Below are 23,626 nucleotides of genomic sequence, written 5' to 3'. Positions count from 1 at the left end.
GTATTCGCTTCTATGGCGCTGTCTACAACGGCCAGGTTCACCACCACGTGAACGTACTTTAGAACTTGTAACCCAAACCAACCATATAAACGAACGGGTCTACGTCCACATCGACTTTGGCCCGGGTGCCCGGCGCAATCGCGTGGTTTTCAACGGTCGCGGTGGTGTCGATGTCGATGTAGCGCACCTGGGCGTTGATCAGGATGTTGTCGGTGATCATGTAGTCAGCACCCACCTGAAACGCCATGCCCCACGAGTTGTCCGCTTCGAAGTTGCTGAAGCCCTTGGCCTGTGCTTCGCTGCCGACGCTTTCGTCGTAGATCACGGTGTAGTTGATGCCGGCGCCGAGGTACGGTTGGAAAGCGGACTTCGGGTCCAGTGGGTAGTACACGACGCTCAAGGTCGGTGGCAGCTGTTTAATGGTGCCGAGTTTACCGTTGGCCGCTGAGCCCAGGGCGGTGCCTTTGAGTTTCACGTCATGCTCGAACGGGGTGGCCGCCAGCAATTCGATCCCCCAGTGGCTATTGAACATGTACGCGAAGTTCAGACCCAGCTGCGTGTCGCTGCTCAGGGTGGCTTCACCACCCAGGTCAGCACCGGCCAGCGGGCCTTGGTCGACCTTGACGCTGGAGCTGTCGCCTTTTGGGTCCACGGTGATTGCACCGGCACGAATAAGGATATCGCCAGCCTCGAAGGCATGGGCGAGCGGGGCTGTGAGCGCGAGGGCCAACAGCGAAGTGCTGAGCAGGGACTTGTGCATGGAGACTCCAAAGGTCGTAATAAATTTTCGTTGTACCGATAGTACAAGGTAGCTTGCTACGGACTTTTGACTCAGCTCAATGAAACGGTAATGGGGGTTTTTGTGTGTATTTGAGGACCCCACCGCGAGCAGGCTCGCTCCCACAAGGTTCAGGTGATCCCTGTGGGAGCGACGGTGCGACGATTCGACCTGCGCGCGATAGCTATCTTATGTGCAATACACAATTGCCGGATTCACTCCGGCAATTCATACACATAAATCTTGTCCGCCTCCATCTGATACCCCGCATCCGCCAGCTCACTGGTCGATGCCTTGACCTGCATCGCCCCCTCGATCCAGTAAGGCTGATACAGCTCATCCAGCTTCACGCCGATTTCGCTTTTCACATGCACGATCTGGTTCGACGGCGGTGGCGGGACGTGGATGCACGCGCCGAAATACGGCACCAGCAGAAACTCCGTGGTACGACCGTCTTCACTGACTTCCAGCGGCACAATGTAGCCCGGCAGGCGAATATTCTGACCATCAAGGTCCTTCACCACGGGCGCATTCGGCATGTCCTGTCTGGCGGCGGGTGCCGACTCGGCAGACAGCGTGCTGCTCATCTGCGACAAGTCGTGCAGGGGCGTCATGTTCGGCACTTCCGGTGCGGCATCCGGCGGGATCATTTCCGACCAGGTCAGGTCTTTCGGCTCGGCCGCCCACACGGGCAGGGCGACCAGCATCAGCAGCGCAAGCAAGGCGCGGGGCATGTTCAACGTCCTCATAGTCGGATCGACAGGCCATCGGCCAACGATTGGCGATACGCGCGCCAGGCCGGCACGCTGCCCATCAGCAAGGCGGCGATCAGGATGCCACCGAGCAGCGTCCATTCATACTCGCTCGGCCATGCCAGCGGCAGGTACAAGCCGTAATTGGCTTGCACATAACCCTGGGCGGCGGCGATGCCCACATACAGCAACGCCACGCCGGCAATCACTCCGGACAACGCCAAGGCGAACGCTTCCAGCACCAGCAGCGTCGCGATGTGCCATGGTCGAGCACCCACCGAGCGCAGAATCGCCATCTCGCGCCGACGTTCATTCAGGCTGGTGAGAATCGCCGTGAGCATGCCGATCAACCCGGTCAGCACTACAAACAGGGAGACCACAAACAAGGCTTTTTCCGCTGTGCTCATCAAACTCCACAACTCTTGCAGTGCCACGCCGGGCAGGATCGCCAGCATTGGCTCGCCACGGAATTCATTGATCTCGCGTTGCACCGCAAAGGTTGAAATCTTGCTGTTGAGGCCGAGCATGAACGCGGTAATCGCTTGCGGCGTGAGGTCCATGTTCCGTGCCTGATCGGCACTGATCCGGCCGTTGCCTCGCGCTGGCACGCCGTTGTGCCAGTCGACATGAATCGCCTCCATGCCGCCAAGGCTGATGTGTAGCGTGCGGTCCACCGGAGTGCCGGTGCGTTTGAGAATGCCAACCACGGTGAACGGTTTGTCGTCGTGCTTGACCAGGCTGATCACCGCTACGCCGTGGGCCAGCACCAGTTCGTCGCCGAGCTTGTAGTGCAATGCATCCGCCACTTCGGCACCGAGCACCACTTCAAACGGGTCGTTGGCGAAGGCGCGGCCTGCGGACAATTCCAGGTGTTGCTGATGGCCGTACTGGTAATGCTCGAAGTAGGCCTCGGTGGTGCCCATCACCCGATAGCCGCGATGGGAATCGCCCAGGGACATCGGAATCGCCCACTTCACTTTCGGGTCGTTGGCGAAGTGTTCGAAGCTGTCCCAGCGGATGTTGTTGGTGGCGTTGCCGATGCGGAACACCGAGTAGAGCAACAGGTTCACCGAACCGGAACGCGCGCCGACGATCAGGTCGGTGCCACTGATGGTGCTGGCGAAACTGGCTTTGGCTTCGGTGCGCACCCGTTCCACCGCTAATAGCAGGCACACCGACAGGGCGATGGCGAATGCGGTGAGGAGGGCGGTGAAGCGCCGGTTAGCCAGACTGGCCATGGCTAGACGAAACAAATACATCTCAGACCTCGGACGGGGTAGCGGCGCGATTGAGTTCGGCCAGCGACAGGTGGCGATCGAACAGGGGTGCGAGGCTCTGGTCATGGCTGACAAACAACAGGCTCGATCCGGCTTCACGGCATTCGGCGAACAACAGGCGAATGAAGTTTTCGCGTGCGTCGTAGTCCAGGGCTGACGTCGGTTCGTCGGCGATGACCAATTCCGGCTGACCGATCAGCGCGCGGGCAGCGGCCACGCGTTGCTGCTGGCCGATGGACAGTGAGTCGGCGCGACGGCTGAGGATGCCTTCATCTTTCAAGCCCAGATGGGCGAGCAGGGTGGCCGCCGCTTGATCAACGCTGCCATGACGCTGTTGCGCCCGTTCGGCGCGCAACCTGGAGAAATGGCAGGGCAGTTCGACGTTCTCGCGCACTGACAGAAACGGCAGCAAATTGAATTGCTGGAAGATGTAGCCGGTGTGATCGACGCGGAAACGGTCACGTGCACCGGCACCCAGTTCGGTCAGTTCCTGGCCGAGCAAACGAATGCTGCCGCGATCAGGTTTCTGCACGCCGCCGAGCAGGCCGAGCAGGGTGGTTTTACCACTGCCGCTGGGACCTTTGAGGAACAGGGTTTCGCCAGGCTCCAGGCGAAACGCCGGGATATCCAGTAATAGCGGGTGACCGGGCCAACTGAAGCCCAGGTCGGACAGTTCGATGAGTGCTTGGGTCATGTGAAACCGGTCAGGTGATAGGTGAACCCTGTGGGAGCGAGCCTGCTCGCGAAGGCGGTGTGACAGGCAACATTTCTGTTGTATGTGACGGCGCCTTCGCGAGCAGGCTCGCTCCCACAGGGGATTTGCGGTGGAATCAGAACTTCAGGGCGGCTGCCTTGGCGGTCACTTCAACGCCTTGCTGCCCGCTCGGGCTGATCAGTTGTACCTGAATTTTCCGGGTCGCCGGGAACGTGTTGAAAATGTTCGCCAGGTCGAGGTTTTTCAGGGCGCCGGGAGCTGCGCAGGTGAATTGGTAGTGAGCGTGGATTTCGCTGTGGTCGTGATGATGTTCGTCTTTGGCATCATCATCGGCGTCCGGTTTATCGCCGAACAACGGGCTTTCCAGTTCCTGCATGGCGACCACGCAACCGGCCGCTTTTGGCAGGTTGAATAGCACCAGTGGTTTTTCGAGTTGCGCACGAACGGTGGCGACCTTGGCTTTATCGGCATCCGTGGTGGCGGCGTGTTCGAAGCCCACCAGGTTCATCGCCGGGCTTTCCAGCTCCAACTCCAGAGTCTGGCCATCCAGCGCTGCGTTCAAGCGGCCTACACCATGTTCGTGGGCGCCAAGGCTGCTGTGCTCATGATCATGTTCATCAGCGGCGTGGGCGTGGGCCAGCGGCAACAAGGCAAACGGCAAAGCGAGCAGCAGACGGCGCATGGAGGGTCCTCAACAAGTAAAATGAAGTATTTGTTATGTAATCTTATAACGTTAGTGGTGAGAGTTTGACCGGCTACTTGGCGTTGCACAAGTCCCGTGGGAGCATGCAGGTCAGAAATGTGCAGGAGCAGACGTATGTTGCGAATTCGCGGAAGCATCGGCGACTGGCCGGTGGATTTGACGCTGGAGCTGGATGACGGCGACTGGGCACGGCTCGGTGCGCAGTTGCAGGTGAGCAGGCCCGAGGCCAGTGTCGCCCCGGCCAAACCGGTGACCCAGGATGACGCGCTGTGGCAGATCGCCAAGGACCTGTTGCGCAACGCCGGGCAATTGAGCGGGCCGGATTTGCTCGATCAACTGGAAGGTCTGACGGGCAGCGCGGCGTCGGGCAAACGCCTGTTGGTGCGCTTGCGCCATAGCGCCGAGGTGAAGGTGTCGAGCGGCGGTGATACGCCGCTCTACAGTTGGATCAAGCCGGCTTAGTACAGCGCAGCAAACAACTTGCGGCGGTAGGTGGTCACGAGCGGATGGTCATTGCCCAGCAGTTCGAACACCTGCAGCAAGGTCTTGTGTGGCAAGCCTTCGCTGTAGCTGCGATTGCGGATGAACAACTTGAGCAACGCATCCAGCGCCGCGTCGTACTGTTGGCGGGCCAACTGCTGAACCGCCAGCTGATACACCGCTTCATCATCCTGCGGATTTTTCGCCAGGCGTGCTTTCAGGTCCGCTGCATCCGGCAAGTCCTTGGCCTGACCGAGAAACTGGATCTGCGCCTTCGCACCGGCCAGGGCAGCTTTGTGTTCATCGCTCTTGACCGCGTCGAGCACGGTTTGCGCTTCACTCAACTCACCGCGCTCGGTGAGGCAGCGGGCGTAGAGAATCAACGCTTTGGCGTTGGTGTTGTCTTCGCCCAGCAGCACTTTCAGCACGGCTTCTGCGTCGGCAAAACGACTGTCATCGAACAACGCTTGAGCTTGTTCGAACGGGTCCGCGGCGGCCGGTGGCGGCATTTGAACGTGAGGCTCAAGCATCGCCCGTACGGCGGATTCCGGTTGTGCACCGGCAAAGCCGTCGACCGGTTGGCCGTCCTTGAACAACACGACGGTCGGCAGGCTGCGAATACCGAAACGAGCGACGATGTCCTGTTCCAGATCGCAGTTGACCTTGGCCAGCAGCAACTCGCCCTGATAGCTCTCGGCGATGGTCTGCAGCAACGGCATCAGCACTTTGCAGGGCGCACACCATTCGGCCCAGAAGTTCACCAGCACTGGCTTGTGGAAGGAGTTCTCGATCACCGACTGGTCGAAATCAGCAGTCGTGGCGTCGAAGATGTACGGCGTTTCCTGACTCATGGGGGATCTCTTGGAAGCGTGAATAGGGGCAACTATACGGCTTGGCGGGGGGTGGCCGGAAGTCGGAGCATGATCGTTCCCACGCTCCGCGTGGGAATGTCTCCAGTGACGCTCTGCGTCACGCCGTACGAAGGGACGCGGAGCGTCCGGGGCTGCGTTCCCACGCAGAGCGTGGGAACGATCATGTCCGGGTGGCGTGGTAGAGGCTCACATGCCGAAACTCTTCAGGTTCGGCCAGATCCGGCAGGGTCATCGCTTCCAGCATTTCGATGCGCTGATACAGCGAATGACGAAAATCCCTGACACGCGAATCGGCCACCAGCGCCTCTTTGCCGCGGGTTAAAAACTCATCGAGCAATGGCAGGTTCGCCCGGTCGTAGAGCACATCAGCGACCAGGATCAGATCAAACCGGTCTATCTCGGCGAAAAAGTCGGTCGAGTAGTTGAGGTCTACGTCATTGAGTTCAGCATTCGCCCGACACGCGGCAATCGCCAGCGGGTCGAGGTCACAGGCCACCACCTCCAGTGCGCCGGCCTTCACCGCGGCAATCCCCGCCACACCCGAACCGGCACCGAAATCCAGCACCCGTTTGCCTTTGACCCACTCGGGGAATTCGGCGAGGTAGCGCGCCACCGCCAGACCACTGGCCCAGCAGAAACTCCAGTACGGCGGCTCATGCAGAATCCGTCGGGTTTCTTCGGAGCTGAATGCGCGGTCCATGTTGTCGCCATCGATCAGCCAGAGTTTCAGCTCGGTCTCGGGCAATGCGACAGGCACAAGCTGCGCATCACCGAGCAGTTCACCCAAGGCCTGTTGCAGGTCGAGCGGTGCATTCATGGCGCTTTGACGAATTGCAGCTGGCCCAGGGCCTGCGTGGTGGGCTGGGAGATGATCCGCGACGGCAGATGCAAAATCAGCTGGCCAGACTGGCTGGCGCGGCCGCGCAGTTCAACGCGGGCGCCGGACGGGAACGATTCCGGGTTGAAGCGCAGGTGAAACGGCAGCACCTGATTGGTGCCGATCAGGCTGGAGCTGGCAAGCAATTGTTGCGGGCGATCCTTTTCGTCGATCACCAGCAGCGCCAGTTCGACTTCGGCGCCGGCCGGCACGCCTTGCAAGGTGCCGCTCAACTCTCGTTGAAACGCCGGCAGCGGTCCGAGGTTGGCCGACTCCTGCGCTTTTTTCTGCGCCGCCTGCGGGGCTGGGCCTGGCGTCGGGGGCTGGGGCTTGGGGGCGTCGCTGCCGCAGGCCACCAGCAGGCTGAAAAGACTGAGCAAAACGAGCGGTCTTAGGGACATTTACGGCTCCAGCAAGGTGAAATCCATGGATCAAACACTATAGCCGTCTGTATACCGCAAACCCTATGGCTTGTCTTGCCACGGGGATGCGCTACCATGGCCCTCCCTTTTTTTGTTGCCTGCCACCATGCACTGTCCCTTCTGCGGTGCCAACGACACCAAGGTCATCGACTCGCGTCTGGTCGCCGAGGGCGAACAGGTGCGCCGCCGGCGTGAATGCCTGGCCTGCGGCGAGCGTTTCACGACGTTCGAGACTGCTGAACTGGTGTTGCCGCGCCTGATCAAAACCGACGGCAGCCGTCAGCCCTTCGACGAAGAAAAACTGCGCGCCGGCATGCAGCGTGCGCTGGAAAAGCGCCCGGTGAGTGTCGAGCGCCTCGAATCGTCGCTGGTGCACATCAAACACAAACTGCGCGCCACCGGCGAGCGTGAGGTCAAGTCCCTCGTGGTCGGTGAACTGGTGATGGCCGAGCTGCAAAAGCTCGACGAAGTCGCCTATATCCGCTTCGCTTCGGTGTATCGCCGCTTCCAGGACCTCAACGAGTTTCGCGAAGAGATCGATCGCCTGGCCCGTGAGCCGGTGAAAGAATGAATACGTCTGCCGAACAAGCCATCCTCGACGCCCATTACATGGCCCGCGCGCTGGAACTGGCGCGTAAAGGCCATTACACGACGCATCCCAATCCTCGGGTGGGCTGTGTGATTGTGCGGGACGGACAGGTCGTCGGCGAAGGCTGGCACGTGCGTACTGGCGAGCCGCATGCGGAAGTCCACGCCTTGCGTGCCGCTGGCGAGCAGGCCCGTGGCGCTACCGCTTACGTGACGCTGGAACCGTGCAGCCACCACGGCCACACGCCGCCCTGCGCCGATGCGCTGGTGAATGCCGGGGTCGCCCGAGTGGTCGCGGCCATGCAGGATCCGAATCCGGAAGTCGCCGGGCGCGGCCTGCAACGCCTGGCCCAGGCCGGGATTGCCACCGAAAGCGGCGTGCTGGAAGGTGAAGCGCGCAAGCTCAATCAAGGCTTTCTCAAGCGCATGGAACACGGCTTGCCGTTCGTGCGGGTCAAGTTGGCCATGAGTCTGGACGGTCGCACCGCGATGGAAAGCGGCGAAAGCCAATGGATCACCGGTCCTGCGGCTCGTTCGGCGGTGCAACGGTTGCGTGCCCAGGCCAGCGTGGTGCTGACCGGCGCCGACACGGTACTGGCGGACAACGCCCGGCTGACCGTGCGTGCTGACGAATTGGGCCTGGACCCGGAGCAAACCGCTTTGGCCATGAGCCGTCCGCCGCTGCGCGTGCTGATCGACGGCCGCCTGCGGGTGCCGCTGAATGCGCCGTTCTTCAAGGCCGGCCCGGTGTTGGTCGCCACCTGCGTGGCGGTGGAAGAGCAGTACGCCAATGGCCCTGAGTGCCTGATCGTGCCCGGCGTTGACGGTCAGGTCGATCTGCACCGGTTGCTGATCGAGCTCGCCCATCGTGGGGTCAATGAAGTGCTGGTCGAAGCTGGCCCGCGTCTGGCTGGCGCTTTCGCTCAGCAAGGCCTGGTGGATGAGTTCCAGATTTTCATCGCCGGCAAGTTTCTTGGCTCCTCGGCGCGGCCACTGCTCGACTGGCCGCTCGCGCAAATGAAGGATGCGCCCGAGCTCAAAATCACCGATATTCGCGCGGTTGGCGATGACTGGCGGGTCACTGCCATTCCTTCACCAGCAGCGAGCGTATAATTCCCGGCCGCAGCCCAGCGACGGCTATGTTCTCGAGGAGGACTCCATGTTTACCGGCATCATCGAATCCATCGGCAGTATTCGTGCATTGACCCCAAAAGGCGGAGATGTGCGGGTACACGTAGCAACCGGCAAGCTCGACCTGAGCGACGTCAAACTGGGCGACAGCATCGCGGTCAACGGCGTGTGCCTGACCGCCGTTGAGTTGCCTGGCAACGGCTTTGCCGCCGATGTCAGCCGCGAAACCCTCGACTGCACCGCCATGAATGACCTTAAAAGCGGCAGTCCGGTGAACCTGGAAAAAGCCCTGACCCCGACCACTCGCCTCGGCGGGCACCTTGTCAGCGGTCATGTCGATGGCGTCGGCGAAGTGGTGACCCGTACCGAAAATGCGCGTGCCGTGGAATTCCGCATCCGCGCCCCGAAAGAGCTGGCCAAGTACATCGCCCATAAAGGCTCGATCACCGTCGACGGCACCAGCTTGACCGTGAACGCGGTCGATGGCGCCGAATTCCTGCTGACGATCATTCCGCACACACTGAGCGAAACCATCATGGCGTCGTACCAGCCAGGTCGCCGGGTGAATCTGGAAGTCGACTTGCTGGCCCGTTATCTGGAGCGTCTGCTGCTGGGCGACAAGGCCGCCGAATCCACAGCCGGCAGCACCATTACTGAAAGCTTTCTGGCCGCCAACGGCTACCTCAAATCCTGAAGCTCAAATTTCGAAAGAAGGGGGGTGCCTTGTGGCGCTCAATAGCATCGAAGAACTGGTTGAAGACATCCGCCAAGGCAAGATGGTCATCCTCATGGATGACGAAGACCGCGAGAACGAAGGCGACCTGATCATGGCCGCCGAGTGCTGCAAGCCCGAGCACATCAACTTCATGGCCAAGCACGCCCGTGGCCTGATCTGCATGCCGATGAGCCGCGAGCGCTGCGAACTGCTGAAGCTGCCATTGATGGCGCCACGCAACGGTTCCGGTTTCGGCACCAAGTTCACCGTTTCCATCGAGGCGGCCGAAGGCGTGACCACCGGCATCTCCGCCGCCGACCGTGCGCGCACCGTGCAAGCGGCCGCCGCGAAAGACGCCAAGGCTGAAGACATCGTCAGCCCCGGCCACATCTTTCCGCTGATGGCCCAGGCCGGCGGCACGCTGGCCCGCGCTGGCCACACTGAAGCCGCCTGCGACCTGGCGCGCATGGCCGGTTTCGAGCCGAGCGGCGTGATCTGCGAAGTGATGAACGACGACGGCACCATGTCCCGTCGCGCCGAACTGGAAGCGTTCGCCGCCGAACACGACATCAAGATCGGCACCATTGCCGACCTGATTCACTACCGGATGATCCACGAACGTACCGTTCAGCGGATTGCCGAACAGCCACTGGACAGCGAACTGGGCCAATTCAACCTGGTGACCTATCGTGATTCCGTGGAAGGCGACGTGCACATGGCACTGACCCTGGGCACTGTCTGCGCCGAAGAGCCGACCCTGGTTCGCGTGCACAACATGGACCCGCTGCGCGACCTGTTGATGGTCAAGCAACCGGGCCGCTGGAGCCTGCGCGCCGCCATGGCTGCGGTCGCCGAGGCCGGCAGCGGTGTGGTGCTGTTGCTCGGTCACCCGCTCGATGGCGACGTATTGCTGGCACACATTCGCGAAACCGCTGATCAAGCGGCCGTGAAAAAACCCACCACCTACAGCATCGTCGGTGCCGGTTCGCAGATCCTTCGGGACCTGGGCGTACGTAAAATGCGCCTGATGAGTGCGCCAATGAAATTTAATGCGATATCCGGTTTCGATCTGGAAGTTGTAGAATACGTGCCCTCCGAATAATGACCGGTTGTTTCCAGTCCTTGATTCGCGGCTAAAAAATCACTGAGGGACGCGTAGAAAACGCTTCCCGGCTCTTTAAGAGATCTAACGAATGACCCTGAAGACCATCGAAGGTACCTTCATCGCCCCTAAAGGCCGCTACGCTTTGGTAGTGGGCCGTTTCAACAGCTTCGTTGTTGAAAGTCTGGTAAGTGGTGCAGTGGATGCCCTGGTTCGCCACGGCGTAAGCGAAAGCGACATTACCATCATCCGCGCTCCTGGCGCCTTCGAGATTCCACTGGTTGCGCAGAAAGTCGCTCAGAAGGGCGAATACGCGGCAATCATCGCTCTGGGCGCGGTCATTCGTGGCGGTACTCCGCACTTCGAATACGTGGCGGGCGAATGCACCAAGGGCCTGGCCCAGGTGTCCATGGAGTTCGGCGTTCCAGTCGCTTTCGGCGTGCTGACCGTTGATTCCATCGAACAAGCCATCGAACGTTCCGGCACCAAGGCCGGTAACAAAGGTGCCGAAGCTGCCCTGTCCGCTCTGGAAATGGTCAGCCTGCTGGCGCAGTTGGAGGCCAAGTGATTAGCGACGAAAGCGATCGTTTCAACCCGCGCGATCCAAAGCCTGCGGATGCCGGCAAGCCATCGAAAAGCGTCAAGCGTCGCGAAGCCCGTCAGCTCGCGACTCAGGCGCTGTATCAATGGCACATGGCCAAGCAGTCTTTGAACGAGATCGAAGCGCAGTTCCGGGTCGATAACGATTTCAGTGACGTGGATGCCGCGTACTTCCACGACATCCTGCACGGCGTTCCGGCGCACCGCACCGAGATCGATACTGCCCTGGCCCCGTGCCTGGACATTACGATCGAAGAGCTGGACCCGGTTGAACTGGCTGTTCTGCGCCTGTCGACCTGGGAATTGATCAAGCGCGTCGACGTGCCGTACCGCGTTGTGATCAACGAAGGTATCGAACTGGCGAAAGTCTTTGGTTCCACCGACGGCCACAAGTTCGTCAACGGTGTACTCGACAAGCTGGCCCCGCGTCTGCGTGAAGCTGAAGTGAAGGCGTTCAAGCGCTGATTCGCGCTTGAGTCTGCGATGGGTGAGTTTGAGCTGATCCGCAATTTTTTCGCCGCCGCGCCTTGTGCGCAAGGCGGCGAAGGCGTTGCCCTCGGGATTGGCGATGACTGCGCCTTGCTGGCTGTTCCCTCCGGGGAGCAGTTGGCCATTTCCACCGACACGCTGGTTGCCGGTGTGCATTTCGCAGACCCCTGCGACCCGTTTCTGCTCGGTCAGCGCTCGCTGGCTGTGGCGGTCAGCGATCTGGCTGCCATGGGCGCCACCCCCGTTGCCTTTACCCTTGCCCTGACCTTGCCGACGGTAACCGCCGATTGGCTGCAGGCCTATTCCCGTGGTTTGAACCTCATGGCGCAACGCTGCGGCGTGGCGCTGGTGGGCGGCGATACCACCCGTGGGCCGCTGAGCCTGACCATGACCGTGTTCGGTCGAGTACCGACTGGTCAGGCGCTGACCCGCAGCGGCGCGCAGTCCGGTGACTTGCTTTGCGTGGGCGGAGAATTGGGCAATGCGGCAGGGGCTTTGCCGCTGGTATTGGGTCAGCGAACCGCCGACGCGGCCATCGCCGATCCGCTGCTGGCGCATTACTGGTCACCGCAACCGCAATTGGCGTTGGGCCAGGCATTGCGCGGCAAGGCGACCTCGGCGCTGGATATCTCCGACGGCCTGCTCGCCGACTGCGGGCACCTGGCGTTGGCGTCGAAGGTCGGCGTTCAGGTTGAGCGGAGTAAGCTACCCGTGTCGGCGGCGTTAGTGGGCTTGCTCGGTCAAACGGGTGCCGAAACGGCAGCCTTGAGCGGCGGCGATGATTACGTGCTGGCCTTCACCCTACCGTCCGTCGAGTTGTCTTCGTTGCTGGCGGACGGCTGGCCGATCCATGTGGTCGGGCGTGTCGTGACAGGGCAGGGCGTGACGCTGCTGGATGCCGATGGCCAAGACATCACCCCGCAAACCCGGGGCTATCAACATTTTCGGGAGACACCGTGACAGATCATCCCAAACAGGTCCCGGCGGAGTTCGTACCGCCATCGGTCTGGCGCAATCCCTGGCATTTTCTGGCGTTCGGCTTCGGCTCGGGCACCCTGCCAAAAGCACCGGGCACCTGGGGTTCATTAGTTGCGCTACCCTTTATCCCGTTGTGGCAGATGCTGCCCGACTGGGGTTACTGGCTGATGCTCGGCATCACCATGCTGTTCGGCTTCTGGCTGTGCGGCAAAGTGGCCGACGATTTGCGCGTGCACGACCACGAGGGCATCGTCTGGGACGAAATGGTCGGGATGTGGATTACCCTGTGGCTGGTGCCGGAAGGTTGGTACTGGTTGCTGGCGGGTTTTCTGATGTTCCGCTTCTTCGACATTCTCAAGCCCTGGCCGATCCACTGGATCGACCGGCATGTCCATGGCGGCGTCGGGATCATGCTCGACGACGTGTTGGCAGGCGTATTTGCGTGGCTGGCGATGCAAGGGCTGGTATGGATTTTCGCCTGACGGGCGAAGCAGGGGACTAGGATGGCTCGGCGTTGGTTGGCTGTGATGGTTTTCGCCATGTGTGGTTCGTTCGCTCAAGCGGCGGATGTGGTGCCGCCGTCGGTGATCCATCTGGCCAGTGAAGAATGGGGAGACTACACCGCCGCTGACGGGCAGGGTCTGGGCTGGGACGTGTTGCGGGCTATCTTCGAGCCGGCCGGGGTCAAGCTGGACTTGCGCACCGAGCCTTACACCCGCGCCGTGGGCCTGGCCCAGCGTGGTGAAGTGGATGCCTGTGTCGGTTCTTACCGTGACGAGGCCAGCGATGTGCTTTATCCACGCTGGAATTACGATACCGATCACATCTACGCCCTGGGCCTGGCCAGTAATCCGGCGCCGACCCCGGAAACCCTTGGCAACTATCGACTGGCGTGGGTCCGCGGTTATGAGTACCAGAAGTACCTGCCCAATGTGCAGCGCTATAACGAAGTCGTGCGGCGCACCGGCATTTTGTCGATGCTGACCCATAACCGCGCCGACTTTTACATCGACGCGCTGGCCGAGATCGATTTCGTCGTCAAACGTGCCAAGGATCCTTCTCAGTTCCGTCGCACGCACATCGCTGAGTTACCGCTGTACTTGTGCTTCGCCAATACGCCCGATGCCCGGGCGTTGATGGCGTTGTACGACCAACGCTTGGATCTGCTGGTGAAAAGCGGTGCGCTGAAACCGATCTTCGAGCGCTGGAAACAGCCTTACCCGTTCGACGCGAACTGATCACTAACCGTGTAGCAGCTGGCGAAGCCTGCGTTCGGCGGCGAAGCCGTCGTAAATTGAGGCCGCGCGGTGCATCAGACTGACCGAGTGGGCAGGTTTCACGGCGGCTCCGCCGCCGAACGCAGGCTGCGCCAGCTGCTACAGAGCCAGCGCACACCGGGCGTCAGGCGCTTGAGATCTAACTTTTTGATCGTTATGCACCATAATTCAGCCTAAGCGTCCGTAGGAACCTGCTGTTACAATGCCGCGTCTGCGTATCTCCAGCACATATTGATCAGGAGCACACCGGTGCCTGTCGTTTTTGTCGCCGCTTCCAAGCTGCCAACGCCTTTTGCACAATTCACCATGCATGGCTTTCTCGATGAAGCCACCGGCCGCGAGCACGTAGTGCTGAGCCTGGGTGAATTCGCTGACGGTGCCCCGGTACTCGGCCGGTTACACTCCGAATGCCTGACGGGCGATGCCTTGTTCAGCCAGCGCTGTGACTGCGGCTCGCAACTTGAAGCCGCCTTGCAGGCCATCGCCCGTGAAGGCCGTGGCGTGTTGCTGTACCTGCGTCAGGAAGGCCGTGGCATTGGCTTGCTGAACAAGATCCGCGCCTATGAATTGCAGGACGGCGGTGCTGACACCGTTGAGGCCAACGAGCGCCTGGGTTTTGCTGCCGACCAGCGTGATTACGGTATATGCCTGCCGATGCTTGAGCACCTGGGCGTCAAATCCCTGCGTCTGATGACCAATAACCCGCGCAAGGTCAAAGCCTTGACCGACATGGGCATCGTGGTTGCCGAGCGCGTGCCGCTGCACACCGGCCACAACCCGCACAACAAACTTTACCTGGCCACCAAAGCCAGCAAGCTCGACCACATGATGGGCAACGAGCATCAGGGCGAGGTGGATCGAGCGTGACGCGCGGTCAGGTTCGACGGCGTTTGTCGTTCAATTGGTGGCAGTACCTGGCGCTGGCCTTATTGCCTCTGGTGGTGATCAACGGTGTATTTGGCCAGAGCGATGCGATTCTGCCGGTGCTGGCGATGCCGTTTTTCATCGCCGGTGTGGCCTCGATGTTTGTCAGTCTGAAGTTTTTTGGCGGCTACAAACACGCCCTGATCGCAACCCAAAAAGCCCTCGACACGCCTGAGGAACCCGCCGCCTGGATCGCCCTGGCCGCCAAGAGGCGTACCGCGTTCCTGGCGGCTGCATTGCCTGCCTGGATTGGTGCGTTGGCGGTATTCGTTGGCCTCGAAGCGGTGCCGTTGATGCTGCTGGCGCTGTCGACCGCGGTGCTGTTCTACCTCTACCGTATCCCGCGTCAACTCGGCTGATGCTTCGAGCCTGGCTGGCGGTTCTGCTGCTGGCCGTCAGCGGCTCGGCGGTTGCCACCGGGCGGGTCGTCAGCCTGGCGCCGTCCCTCTCTGAAATCGTAGTCGAACTGGGTTCAGCCGACCTTCTGGTGGGTGTGCTGGATGCCGGTGAGCGTCCTGCCGAGCTTGAGCACCTGCCTTCGGTTGGCCGCTACGGTCAGTTAGACATGGAGCGCTTGCTCAGTCTCCAACCCGATTTGCTGCTGCTCTGGCCAGGCAGCGTTGGCCCGGCCCAGCGTGAACAGCTCAAGCGGTTGAACATCCCCACCTACGTCGCCGAACCCCACTCGCTGGACCAACTCGCTGCGCAAATGGAAGCGATCGCTACGCAACTCGGCCGCCCGGAGCGTGGTGTTTCATTGGCGACGGAACTGCGCCAGCGACTGGCTTCGTTGCGTCAGCGTTATCGACGGGATGAGCCGTTGCGGGTGTTTTATCAAGTCTGGGATCGGCCGCTGTACACCGTGGGTGGTGGGCAGATTATCAGCGATGCGCTAGAGGTGTGCGGGGCACGCAACGTGTTTGCCGACCTCACGCTGCCCGCACCGCAGGTCAGTGTCGAGGCGGTGTTACAACGCAATCCCCAGGTGATTCTGGCCAGTGATCAGGCGCAACTCGATGCGTGGAAGGCGTGGCCGCAGGTAGCGGCGGTGGCGCACGGGCAATTGCTGCTGGTGATGGATAAGGGGCTGGAGCGTCCGAGTGGGCAGATGGTCGAGGCGACGGCCAAGTTGTGCCGGGTCATTGCGCCGGACCGGTGAGACCGCGGTGCGGCCATCGCGAGCAGGCTCGCTCCCACATTGGATTTGTGAACGCCACAACACCCCTGTGGGAGCGAGCCTGCTCGCGAAGAGGCCAGCCCAAACAGCACAAATTCAGGGTTAGATCTCCGGCGTCCAGGTCACCCCGAACAACCACGCCCGACCTTCCTCTCGATACCCATACTGACTGGCTTCATGGCTGTACAGCGCCCGGCTATAGCTTTTATCCAGCAGGTTATCGAGCTTCATCTCAAGCTTGATTTCACGGTTGAGCTCCCAGCTGCTGCGTAATCCCAACAAGCCGTAGCCACTCAGTGGCTGTTGATTGTTCAAGTCGTCGTAGCTACTGCTGACCGCTTGCCAAGTGGCGCCGAGGCCCAGGCGATCAAATTGTCGATCCAGGTCCAGGCTCAGGGTTCGCCGTGCACGACGGGCGAGGGTGTGGCCGGTGTCGCGGTCGCGCGGGTCGATGAACGCTATGCCAAGGTTGCTCTGCCAGCCGAACAGTTCCTGTTTCAATGCCGCTTCGAAGCCATTGATCCGCGCCGAGGCCACGTTCTCTGGCTGAGAATTACTGCCGAAAATAATCGCGTCTTCAAGGTCGATGCGATACAGCGAAGTTTCCAGGCGACTGGTTTCTGTTAACTGGCTACGCCATTGCAACTCATAATTTTTCGACGTTTCAGGTTTCAGGTCCGGGTTGCTGAAGTCCGGGTAGTACAAGTCGTTGAACGTCGGTGCGCGAAAGCCTTCGCTGTACGTCAGCAGCACAACGTTGTCCGGGTTCAGCGGCAGGGTGAAGGTGCCGCTCCAGCTGTTCTGTCCGCCAAACTGTTGGTTTTGATCACGGCGCAGGCCCAGCTCGGTGGAGAAACTGTCTGCCTGGTAGTGATGCTGAAAAAAGGCGGCGCGGTTCCAGCGGCTGTCTTCGTCGAAGGGCGTGCTGCTGTTGATCCGGTCTTCGTACCAGTCGCCGCCGAGGATCAGGCTGTTGCGTTCAGTGAGCGTCAGGTCGTTTTGCCAGTTCACCGAGTCCCGGTAAGTGTTGAAAACGCTGCGCTCATCGCTGAGCTTGTCGAGGGTCTTCTCGCGGTTTTCGCTGTGGCCGAATTCGACGCGGGTCTTCCAGGCATTGTTAACGCGTGCGTCGACGTAGCTACTGACGCTGCTCACTTCGAAATCGCTGTAAGGTTGCTGCTGGACTGACTCGAAAGTGTCCGGTTCAAAGCGGCCAAACGGGTTGTCGAACTCGCTTTTGCCTCGGTTATCCAACACATTGGCGCCGATTTCCAGGTCATCGGTGAGCGCGTGGCTCAGGCTGAGACTGATCGATTGATTGCGGTATTCATCGTGATCGCTGTCGCTGGGATACGACTCGTGTGTGCGATTGATCCCGGCGGTTTCATTGAGGCTGGCGCCGAGATTGAAGCGGGTTTTTTCATCACCGCCGGACAGTCCGAGGCTGCGTTCCCAGGTCTGATTGCTGCCAAATCCCACGTGCATCCGCGGTTGCAGGCCTTGTTCGCCGCCGCGTCGGGTGAAGATTTGAATCACCCCGCCGATGGCGTCACTGCCATAAAGCACCGAGCGGGAGCCGCGCAGCACCTCCACGCGCTCGACCTGCTCGATGTTGATGTGTTGCAGGTTGCTGTCGCCCGAAGTCGAGTTGCCGATGCGCTGACCATCCACCAGCACCAGGCTTTGCGCCGACTGGGTGCCGCGAATGTAAACCCCCGGCAGACTGCCGAGCCCGCCGGTTTGCGCCACTTGCACACCCGGTACCCGTTTGAGCAGTTCAGTGATGCTGGACGGTTGCAGGCGGTCGATGTCTTCGCGGGTGAACACTGTATTGGCGGCGCTGCTGTCGTTGCGCGCTTCGACCTGACGGTTGGCGGTGATCAACACATCGGGCAGTTTCAGCGCTTGATCGCGTTCGAAAGTGTCGGCCAGCAGCTGACCGACCGGCAACAGGGTCAGCGTAAGGGCGAGGGGGGAGAGTTTCATCGGACAGTCCGTGGTATTTCGGGGTAAGCACAAATCAAATGTGGGAGCGAGCCTGCTGGCGATGACGGTGTGTCAGTCAAAGAATTGTTGACTGGCAGTCCGCTATCGCGAGCAGGCTCGCTCCCACAGGGGATGCGTTTAGAGGTTCAGCAGTTGCAGGCGCTCGCGGATCGAAGCTTCTATCCCTGCCTCATCCAGCCCGCACTCGGCCAGCATCTGCGCAGGCTTGGCGTGTTCGACGTAGTGATCCGGCAAGCCCAGGTGCAGCACCGACTTGAGGATATTTTCGCGGGCGAGGAATTCGCTCACCGCGCCGCCGGCACCACCCATGATTGCGTTTTCTTCGACGGTCACCAACAGCTCGTGGCTGCCGGCGATTTCGCGAACCAGCGCTTCATCCAGCGGTTTGACGAAACGCATGTCGACCACTGTTGCATCCAGTGTTTCGGCGACTTTCAGTGCTTCAGCCAGTTGCACGCCGAACACCAGCAGGGCGACTTTGCTGCCCTGACGACGAACAATGCCTTTGCCGATTTCGATCGGTTGCAGGTCTTTCTCGATGGTCGCATTCGGACCCGATCCGCGCGGGTAGCGCACTGCCGCCGGGCCGTTGTAGAGGTGGCCGGTGGTGAGCATTTTGCGCAGTTCGTTTTCATCGCTCGGAGTCATCACCAGCATGCCGGGGATGCAGCGCAGGAACGAAAGGTCGAAGCTACCCGCGTGAGTCGGGCCGTCTTCACCCACCAGACCGGCGCGGTCGATGGCGAACAGCACGTCGAGGTTCTGCACCGCGACGTCATGAATCAGTTGATCGTAACCGCGTTGCAGGAACGTCGAATAGATTGCCACCACCGGTTTGGCGCCTTCGCAGGCCATGCCGGCGGCGAGGGTTACGGCGTGTTGCTCGGCAATCGCCACGTCGAAGTAGCGCAGCGGGAAACGCTCGCTGAACGCCACCAGGTCGGAGCCTTCTTTCATCGCCGGCGTGATGCCCACCAAGCGAGGATCAGACGCGGCCATGTCGCACAGCCATTCGCCGAACACACCGGAATACTTCGGTCCGCCAGCCTTTTTCGGGGCTGCGGCCGGTGCGTCCAGCGGTTCGAGCTTGGTGATGGCGTGGTAGCCGATCGGGTCGACTTCCGCCGGGGCGAAGCCTTTGCCTTTCTTGGTGACGACGTGCAGGAACTGCGGGCCTTTGAGATCGCGCATATTGCGCAAGGTCGCGATCAGGGTCGGCAAGTCGTGGCCGTCGATAGGGCCGATGTAGTTCCAGCCCAGCTCTTCGAACAGCGTGCCGGGCACCAGCATGCCTTTTGCGTATTCTTCGGTGCGACGGGCGATTTCCCAGGCGCCGGGCAGGCGCGACAGGACCTTTTTGCTGCCCTCGCGCATGCTTGCGTAAGTGCGGCTGGAAAGGATTTTCGCCAGATAGTTCGACAATCCGCCGACGTTGCGCGAGATCGACATGTCGTTGTCGTTGAGGATCACCAGCATGTTGGCGTTCACTTCCGGCGCGTGGTTCAACGCCTCGAACGCCATGCCGGCGGTCAGCGCTCCATCGCCGATCACGGCAATGGCCTTGCGATCGCTGTTTTGCAGACGGGCGGCAATCGCCATGCCCAGCGCTGCGCTGATCGAGGTGCTGGAGTGGCCGACGCCAAAGGTGTCGTACTCGCTCTCGGAACGACGCGGGAAGGCGGCGACACCGTCCTTCTGGCGCAATGTACCCATGCGCTCGCGACGGCCGGTGAGGATTTTGTGCGGATAAGCCTGATGACCCACGTCCCACACCAGCCGGTCGTCCGGGGTGTCGAAGACGTAATGCAACGCGATGGTCAGTTCGATGACGCCCAGGCCTGCACCGAAATGCCCGCCAGTCTGACCGACCGTGTAGAGCAATTCCAGGCGCAACTCATCGGCCAGGGTTTCCAGCTCGGCTTCGCCTAACCGGCGCAGGCCGTCCGGCGTGTTGGCACGGTCGAGCAGGGGCGTGGTCGGGCGCTTGCGGGGAATCTCATGAAACGTCGTGGGCATCAGAGCGAATCGTTATAGTTTTAAAAGATGCGGCAGTTTACCTGATGCTTCGCCCCCTGCCCACGCGTTGGTCTTAACTTGGCCGATACGCTGTCAGCTACGCCGGTCGACGATGTAGCGGGCCAGATCGCGCAAGGGCTCGGCGGTCGCGTCAAACGGTCGCAGCGCCCGCAGGGCCTGATCGCGCAGTTCCAGGGCGTAAGCCTTGGCCGCGTCGAGGCCGAGCAGCGCCGGGTAGGTGGGTTTGTCGCGCGCGATGTCGGCGCCCTGGCGTTTGCCCAGGGTTTCGGTATCGCTTTCAACGTCGAGAATGTCGTCCTGCACCTGAAACGCCAGGCCGACGGCCTGTGCATAACTCTGCAACGCATTCAGTTCGTCCTTCTCTGCGCGGCCGCTGGCCAGGGCGCCGAGTTTGACGCTGACCTCGATCAGCGCGCCGGTCTTGTGCCGGTGCATGTACTCAAGGGCGGTTTGATCGAGCTTCAGGCCAACCGAGCCGAGGTCGATGGCTTGACCGCCGACCATGCCCGCCGGGCCTGCCGCGACGGCCAGGGCGCTGACCATCTGCAGGCGGATCTCGGCGTCCGCCGGGTTCAGGCGCGGATCGAGCAGGGCGCTGAACGCCAGGCTCTGCAAACCGTCACCGGCAAGGATGGCGCAGGCTTCATCGAATTTTTTGTGAGTCGTTGGCTGGCCGCGACGCAGATCGTCATCGTCCATGGCCGGTAAATCGTCGTGTACCAGGGAATACGCGTGAATCAGCTCCACCGCGCAGGCCGCGCCGTTGGCTTGCTTGGCCTTGCCACCCAACGCTTCGCAGGCCGCATAAGCCAGCAACGGACGTACGCGCTTGCCGCCATTCATCACGCTGTAGCGCATGGCTTCATAGAGACGGGCAAGTTCAGGGCCCGGTGCGTTGAACAGGGTTTCCAGAGCCGCGTTGACGCGGGCCTGGCTGGTCGCCGAATACGCTGCAATCATTCTGGCTGATCCGCGTCGAAGGGTTCCTCGGCCAACTCGCCATCACGCTCGAGCAGCACTTGAACCTTCTGCTCGGCCTGGGCCAGCGCCGCCTGGCAATCGCGAGTCAGCCCGATGCCTTGCTCGAAAGCCGTCAGCGAGTCTTCCAGCGACAGTTCGCCGTTCTCCAGACGCTCTACCAGCGTTTGCAGGTCAGCGAGCGATTGTTCGAAATCCAGTGCAGCTTTTTTGCGGGCGCGGGCCATGGCGGCTATTTCCGGTTGACGTTAAACCGGCGCGACACTAGCAGACATGGGGGTTATGGGCAAATAGGCCGGGCATTTCGACCAGTGCACCGGCTGCAACCGTTTCCGCTGCGCCGCGTCCTTTGTAGCAGCTGGCGAAGCCTGCGTCCGGCTGCGAAGCAGTCGTCAATCCTGCTCGCACGGAATGCCTGATACACCGCGAGTGCTGGTTTTACGACTGCTTCGCAGCCGAACGCAGGCTTCGCCAGCTGCTACAGGTCACCTTATGGCTTAATTATGTTGAGTCATCTGGATAGCGGACTTGATAGCGGGTACTACGCCCACCACCGGGCAGGCGTTTCAGGTAACCCTTATCCAGCAACTCAGCCAAATGACGGGTCGCAGTGGCTTTCGATACTTTCGCCACGGCTTGATACTGAGCCGCGCTGATTCCGTCTTCGAAACTTCGTTCTCCGCCATCCAGCATGCGATTCAGCACCTTGATCTGCTCGGTAGTCAGGCCGGTTTCACGGTGTGTCTGCCAGAAACGAGCTTTGCCCAGTACCGCTTCGATCCGCGTCATGGCTTGCTGCAAGCTGCGCAGTAAGGTTTGCAGAAACCATTCCAGCCACTCGGTAATGTCCGTGGAGCTTTTCTGGCTGGTTTCCAGTACCCGGTAATAGCCGGAGCAATCTTCAAGGATGCTCGCCGACATGGCGTAAAAACGGATCGCTTGCGCTTCACTCTGAGCCAGCGCCAGATCGGTGATGGTTCGCGTGAGGCGACCGTTGCCGTCGTCAAAGGGGTGCAGGGTGACGAACCAGAAGTGCGCGATCCCGGCCCGAAGTAATGGGTCAAGCTCTTTCTGTTGATGGCTGGCTTCAAACCACGCAAGAAAAGTATCGAGCTGCTGTTCAAGGCCAAGGCGGGGTGGTGCCTCGAAGTGGATGGTCGGTTTGTCGAGTCGTCCGGACACCACCTGCATCGGCTGATCGCCGCGTAATTCGCCGACATGAATCGACCGGGCGGCGAAGCTCATATCCTGATCCGGAAACAGCCATTCATGCCATTCCAGTAACCGCTCCAATGTCAGCGGTTGCGCAAAGTGTTGAGTCGCGTCGAGCATTAACTGCGCGAGTCCTTCGCTGCGTTGGCTGACTTTATCGCCATCGACCAATTCCAAACCCAGGCGTCGCGCAAGCGAAGAGCGGACCGAACCAACATTCAGCTGTTCCCCCTCGATAGCTGAAGACGTCACGATGTTCTGCAATAGCGCATCCAGTTCATTCTGCGCGCTGAGTGAGTTACCCACAGAGCTGGCCATGCCCATCAACCGACCTTGCGCCTGCACGCATTCACGCAATAGCAGTGTCAGGCGTTCGGATTGCCAGGTGAAATTCGGCCAGTCAGGCTGTTGCCAAATCCAGTGAGGTGCCATGGCCACGGTAACTCCAGAGAGAATGAGCCGAATAATAGTCTTATTCGGCTCATTTTGTGAGCCGAATAACCTCGCTATTCGGCTCACAGGCTCAGATGTTCTTGACTCGCACGGCATATCAAGTGGGATCCGATTGTTAAAAAACCGCCAAATCGCTACCCTCGCGGCTTCCAGGACCCATCAGTCACCGGGTCTTTCTGACGAAACGCAGTATTTGGATCTGTAACGCGCCGAGGATCGGGCGCAAGGTTTCGTTATGCATGGCAGGAGGCATCACATGCGTTCATTTCTGTTGCTGGCAGTGGGGCTGGTCTGCGCAATCGCGGCCTGGGCCGAACCGACGGCTGACCTGTCGGAACCGGTCGGCGGCTGGCGCTTCAGCGGTCTGCTCGACCGTAGCGAAAACCCGCAAGTTGCCTATCCCACGCCGCCCATAGACCGGGGCGTGCAGCGTAATCGCACGATGATCCAAGGCCAGCTCAAGGCCATCGGCACTCAACGCGGGCCGCACACGCTGGCGGTCAATGGCAATCCACTGAATCTGTACACCGACGACCAGGGGCGTTTCGCCCGGCCGTATGCCTTTGGCGCCGGCTCCAACAGCGTCGAGGTGCGCAGCGCCGAAGGCCGGTCGCTCAAGCGCGTTCAATTCTATGAAGCCAATAACCTGCGCACGCCGGCACGGATTCGCGTGGTGCTGGGTTGGGACGACCCGAAAGCCGAACTCGACCTGCACATCATTACCCCGGACGGCCAGCATGCATTTTGGGCTCACTCGGCGCTGACCAACGGTGGTGGCCTGGACCCGGACGGCGTCGATGGCCCCGGCCCGGAAATGTTCACCATGACCGCGCCGCTGCATGGTACTTACCTGGTTTACGTGAACTATTGGGGCAACTTCGGCAGCGGCGGCTATAACTTCGAGGAGGCCAGCAACCAGAACGAGGTCATCACCTCGCAAATCAATCTGGTACTCAACGAAAACACCGTCGATGAAAAACGCGAGACCTTCGTCGTGCCCCTGCGCGCGATTGGTGACCTGCTGCTGGTCAAGACTTTCAACTATTAAGCATCCCGCACCACGGATGAATTGGGCGTTGTGA

27 protein-coding genes are annotated in these 23,626 nt (G+C 60.8%); 14 read left to right on the top strand and 13 right to left on the bottom strand.

The genetic code is table 11. The features are described from left to right. Positions 1-58: 58 nt before the first annotated feature. The 5 genes from J2Y56_RS21790 to J2Y56_RS21770 form a co-directional block, all read right to left on the bottom strand. Complete coding sequence (locus J2Y56_RS21790) at positions 59-760, bottom strand: OmpW family outer membrane protein (RefSeq protein ID WP_310338895.1); 702 nt, start codon at positions 758-760, stop codon at positions 59-61. A gap of 233 nt (positions 761-993) precedes the next feature. Continuing rightward, on the bottom strand, positions 994-1,512 hold the full coding sequence (locus tag J2Y56_RS21785; protein WP_007946886.1) for a DUF3299 domain-containing protein: 519 nt from the start codon (positions 1,510-1,512) through the stop codon (positions 994-996). A gap of 11 nt (positions 1,513-1,523) precedes the next feature. Next, positions 1,524-2,789 (bottom strand): ABC transporter permease, encoded by a 1,266-nt coding sequence (locus tag J2Y56_RS21780; RefSeq protein WP_310352641.1) that lies wholly within the window; start codon positions 2,787-2,789, stop codon positions 1,524-1,526. A 1-nt stretch (position 2,790) separates the two neighbouring features. Then, complete coding sequence (locus J2Y56_RS21775) at positions 2,791-3,501, bottom strand: ABC transporter ATP-binding protein (protein ID WP_007944224.1); 711 nt, start codon at positions 3,499-3,501, stop codon at positions 2,791-2,793. Positions 3,502-3,637: 136 nt separating this feature from the next. Next, positions 3,638-4,204, bottom strand: a complete 567-nt coding sequence (locus J2Y56_RS21770; protein WP_310338900.1) for a DUF2796 domain-containing protein — start codon at positions 4,202-4,204, stop codon at positions 3,638-3,640. A 135-nt stretch (positions 4,205-4,339) separates the two neighbouring features. Here J2Y56_RS21770 and J2Y56_RS21765 point away from each other — a divergent pair, with 135 nt between their 5' ends. Beyond that, complete coding sequence (locus J2Y56_RS21765; RefSeq protein WP_007944227.1) at positions 4,340-4,687, top strand: hypothetical protein; 348 nt, start codon at positions 4,340-4,342, stop codon at positions 4,685-4,687. On the opposite strand, the gene trxA is transcribed toward J2Y56_RS21765, so the two are convergent. From trxA to J2Y56_RS21750, 3 genes are all read right to left on the bottom strand, one after another. Further along, a complete protein-coding gene (trxA, locus tag J2Y56_RS21760) occupies positions 4,684-5,556 on the bottom strand; it encodes a thioredoxin (protein ID WP_310352638.1) in 873 nt (290 codons plus the stop codon). The two genes, J2Y56_RS21765 and trxA, sit on opposite strands and share 4 nt — an antisense overlap. A 181-nt stretch (positions 5,557-5,737) precedes the next feature. After that, complete coding sequence (locus J2Y56_RS21755; RefSeq protein ID WP_007944229.1) at positions 5,738-6,394, bottom strand: methyltransferase; 657 nt, start codon at positions 6,392-6,394, stop codon at positions 5,738-5,740. After that, positions 6,391-6,855, bottom strand: a complete 465-nt coding sequence (locus J2Y56_RS21750; protein WP_007944230.1) for a YbaY family lipoprotein — start codon at positions 6,853-6,855, stop codon at positions 6,391-6,393. The genes J2Y56_RS21755 and J2Y56_RS21750 overlap by 4 nt, the downstream gene beginning before the upstream one ends. 127 nt (positions 6,856-6,982) lie before the next feature. On the opposite strand from J2Y56_RS21750, the gene nrdR reads away from it, so the two are divergent. The 12 genes from nrdR to J2Y56_RS21690 all read left to right on the top strand — a co-directional run bounded on the left by nrdR (position 6,983) and on the right by J2Y56_RS21690 (position 15,839). Next, on the top strand, positions 6,983-7,447 hold the full coding sequence (gene nrdR / locus J2Y56_RS21745) for a transcriptional regulator NrdR (RefSeq protein WP_003228656.1): 465 nt from the start codon (positions 6,983-6,985) through the stop codon (positions 7,445-7,447). After that, positions 7,444-8,577, top strand: coding sequence for a bifunctional diaminohydroxyphosphoribosylaminopyrimidine deaminase/5-amino-6-(5-phosphoribosylamino)uracil reductase RibD (gene ribD, locus J2Y56_RS21740; protein WP_150782646.1), 1,134 nt, complete (start codon positions 7,444-7,446; stop codon positions 8,575-8,577). Before nrdR ends, ribD begins: the two co-directional genes overlap by 4 nt. Before the next feature lie 46 nt (positions 8,578-8,623). Further along, the gene (locus J2Y56_RS21735) at positions 8,624-9,289 is read left to right on the top strand and encodes a riboflavin synthase (RefSeq protein WP_007944232.1); all 666 of its coding nucleotides are present in this window, start codon (positions 8,624-8,626) and stop codon (positions 9,287-9,289) included. Between the two features lie 31 nt (positions 9,290-9,320). After that, on the top strand, positions 9,321-10,412 hold the full coding sequence (gene ribBA, locus J2Y56_RS21730) for a bifunctional 3,4-dihydroxy-2-butanone-4-phosphate synthase/GTP cyclohydrolase II (protein WP_007944233.1): 1,092 nt from the start codon (positions 9,321-9,323) through the stop codon (positions 10,410-10,412). Positions 10,413-10,503: 91 nt separating this feature from the next. Further along, positions 10,504-10,980, top strand: coding sequence for a 6,7-dimethyl-8-ribityllumazine synthase (gene ribE, locus J2Y56_RS21725; protein ID WP_003185938.1), 477 nt, complete (start codon positions 10,504-10,506; stop codon positions 10,978-10,980). Continuing rightward, entirely contained in the window at positions 10,977-11,477 is a 501-nt protein-coding gene (gene nusB, locus J2Y56_RS21720) for a transcription antitermination factor NusB (RefSeq protein ID WP_007944234.1), read from the top strand. The genes ribE and nusB overlap by 4 nt, the downstream gene beginning before the upstream one ends. An 18-nt stretch (positions 11,478-11,495) precedes the next feature. Next, positions 11,496-12,461: a thiamine-phosphate kinase gene (gene thiL, locus J2Y56_RS21715; protein WP_310352634.1), complete on the top strand. Its 966-nt coding sequence runs from the start codon at positions 11,496-11,498 to the stop codon at positions 12,459-12,461. Continuing rightward, positions 12,458-12,961, top strand: coding sequence for a phosphatidylglycerophosphatase A (locus J2Y56_RS21710; protein ID WP_150782649.1), 504 nt, complete (start codon positions 12,458-12,460; stop codon positions 12,959-12,961). The genes thiL and J2Y56_RS21710 overlap by 4 nt, the downstream gene beginning before the upstream one ends. A 21-nt stretch (positions 12,962-12,982) precedes the next feature. Continuing rightward, complete coding sequence (locus J2Y56_RS21705; RefSeq protein WP_007943992.1) at positions 12,983-13,717, top strand: ABC transporter substrate-binding protein; 735 nt, start codon at positions 12,983-12,985, stop codon at positions 13,715-13,717. Positions 13,718-14,005: 288 nt separating this feature from the next. Further along, positions 14,006-14,623 (top strand): GTP cyclohydrolase II, encoded by a 618-nt coding sequence (gene ribA, locus J2Y56_RS21700; RefSeq protein WP_007943990.1) that lies wholly within the window; start codon positions 14,006-14,008, stop codon positions 14,621-14,623. Continuing rightward, positions 14,620-15,039, top strand: a complete 420-nt coding sequence (locus J2Y56_RS21695) for a hypothetical protein (protein WP_007943989.1) — start codon at positions 14,620-14,622, stop codon at positions 15,037-15,039. The genes ribA and J2Y56_RS21695 overlap by 4 nt, the downstream gene beginning before the upstream one ends. Then, positions 15,039-15,839, top strand: coding sequence for a cobalamin-binding protein (locus tag J2Y56_RS21690; protein WP_007943988.1), 801 nt, complete (start codon positions 15,039-15,041; stop codon positions 15,837-15,839). Before J2Y56_RS21695 ends, J2Y56_RS21690 begins: the two co-directional genes overlap by 1 nt. A 120-nt stretch (positions 15,840-15,959) precedes the next feature. On the opposite strand, the gene J2Y56_RS21685 is transcribed toward J2Y56_RS21690, so the two are convergent. The 5 genes from J2Y56_RS21685 to J2Y56_RS21665 form a co-directional block, all read right to left on the bottom strand. Continuing rightward, complete coding sequence (locus tag J2Y56_RS21685) at positions 15,960-17,843, bottom strand: TonB-dependent receptor domain-containing protein (RefSeq protein WP_007946842.1); 1,884 nt, start codon at positions 17,841-17,843, stop codon at positions 15,960-15,962. 138 nt (positions 17,844-17,981) lie between these two features. Further along, a complete protein-coding gene (gene dxs / locus J2Y56_RS21680; protein WP_007946843.1) occupies positions 17,982-19,880 on the bottom strand; it encodes a 1-deoxy-D-xylulose-5-phosphate synthase in 1,899 nt (632 codons plus the stop codon). A 93-nt stretch (positions 19,881-19,973) separates the two neighbouring features. Beyond that, positions 19,974-20,861: a farnesyl diphosphate synthase gene (locus J2Y56_RS21675; RefSeq protein WP_310352627.1), complete on the bottom strand. Its 888-nt coding sequence runs from the start codon at positions 20,859-20,861 to the stop codon at positions 19,974-19,976. Next, the gene (locus J2Y56_RS21670; RefSeq protein ID WP_310352624.1) at positions 20,858-21,106 is read right to left on the bottom strand and encodes an exodeoxyribonuclease VII small subunit; all 249 of its coding nucleotides are present in this window, start codon (positions 21,104-21,106) and stop codon (positions 20,858-20,860) included. Before J2Y56_RS21670 ends, J2Y56_RS21675 begins: the two co-directional genes overlap by 4 nt. A gap of 274 nt (positions 21,107-21,380) precedes the next feature. Then, positions 21,381-22,523 carry a Fic family protein gene (locus J2Y56_RS21665; RefSeq protein ID WP_310352622.1) on the bottom strand — a complete coding sequence of 381 codons (1,143 nt, stop codon included), beginning with the start codon at positions 22,521-22,523 and terminating at the stop codon, positions 21,381-21,383. A 277-nt stretch (positions 22,524-22,800) separates the two neighbouring features. Here J2Y56_RS21665 and J2Y56_RS21660 point away from each other — a divergent pair, with 277 nt between their 5' ends. Then, positions 22,801-23,592 carry a YfaP family protein gene (locus J2Y56_RS21660; protein ID WP_007946846.1) on the top strand — a complete coding sequence of 264 codons (792 nt, stop codon included), beginning with the start codon at positions 22,801-22,803 and terminating at the stop codon, positions 23,590-23,592. Positions 23,593-23,626 lie beyond the last annotated feature (34 nt).

The organism is Pseudomonas sp. BE134 (assembly GCF_031456105.1).
GTDB lineage: Bacteria > Pseudomonadota > Gammaproteobacteria > Pseudomonadales > Pseudomonadaceae > Aquipseudomonas.
The sequence above is the reverse complement of the archived record's forward strand: the minus strand, read 5'-3'. Positions and strand labels throughout refer to the sequence as shown.